Genomic DNA, 1286 nt, shown 5'->3' on the forward strand with positions numbered 1-1286 from the left:
GCTGTCTGTTGGGGTCCCTGAACGCGGAAGTGCCCTCTGAGCTGGGAGGATGGGAGTTCTCTAGGCTTCCGTCCGCCAGATCGAGAGGGCACTTCGCAGGTGCGATTGTTGCATGCGGCGTCGAGGACGCACGCGCGGTTCGACGACCCTGACCTGGTGGGCTGCGCGGGGCTGGTCCCGGTGGTGCGCCTCGCCGAGCAGGCAGGCTTGTCCGAGCTGGTGGAGGAGTATCTGCGACCGGCGGCCCCGACAGGGGCGAACGCGCCGGTGAAGGTCGGGTGCCTGGTCGCGGGCATGGTCGCCGGGGCGGACAGCATCGAGGACATGGAGCTCCTGCGGGACGGGGCGGTAGGTGAGCTGTTCGCCGGGGTCCGTGCCCCCTCGACACTCGGGAGCTTCCTGCGCGGCCTGGACTGGGGCAACGTGCGTCAACTCGACAAGGTCAACCGGCTGTTCCTCACCGCTCTGACGGAACGGACACCGCTGCTACCCGGCGCCGCAACGGTGGCGTTCCTCGATGTCGATTCCTGCCAGCGTCGGGTGTTCGGCCCCGCCAAGCAGGGCGCGGCGTTCGGCCACACGAAGATCGCGGGGAAGTCGCTGCTGGTCCGTGGCCTCAACGCGCTGGTCGCCACCCTCTCGACCCCGCACTGCGCACCGGTGATCGCCGGTACCCGGCTCCGCGGCGGGAACGCCGGCTCCGCCCGCGGCGCCGCGTCGTTCGTCGCCGAGGCCATCACCACCGCCCGCCACGCCGGCGCCACCGGCACCCTGATCGTCCGCGCCGACTCCGCCTACTACTCCGGGACGTTCGTGGCGGCCTGCCGACGAGCCGACGTCCGGTTCTCCGTCACCACCCCTGTCGACACGAAGATCCACCGTGCTGTCACCGGTATCCCCGAGGACGCCTGGACCCCGATCCGCTACCCCCGCGCCGTCTGGGACGAGACCAACAATGCGTGGATCTCCGACGCCGAGATCGCCGAAGTCGACTACACCGCGTTCGCGTCCGGCCGTCACACCACCCACGGCCGGCTGATCGTGCGCCGGGTCCGTGACCAGAACACCAGCGGCCAAAAGGAACTGTTCCCTACCTGGCGCTACCACACCGTGTTCACCGACAGCCCGTTCCTGCTCGCCCAGGCCGAAGCCCAGCACCGCGACCACGCCCAGATCGAACAGGTCCTCGCCGACCTCGCCGCCGGACCGCTGGCGCACCTGCCGTCCGGGGTGTTCACCGCGAACGCCGCCTGGCTCACCCTCGCGGCCACCGCGCACAACCTGCT

General features: G+C 70.4%; 1 protein-coding gene. It reads left to right on the forward strand.

Features of this window, described 5'->3' with window-relative positions:
- Window positions 1-99 precede the first annotated feature (99 nt).
- A partial coding sequence (locus AB1460_RS37545) for an IS1380 family transposase (RefSeq protein WP_368967328.1) occupies window positions 100-1286 on the forward strand: 1187 nt, incomplete at its 3' end.

This window comes from Parafrankia sp. FMc2, from assembly GCF_041008525.1.
GTDB lineage: Bacteria > Actinomycetota > Actinomycetes > Frankiales > Frankiaceae > Parafrankia.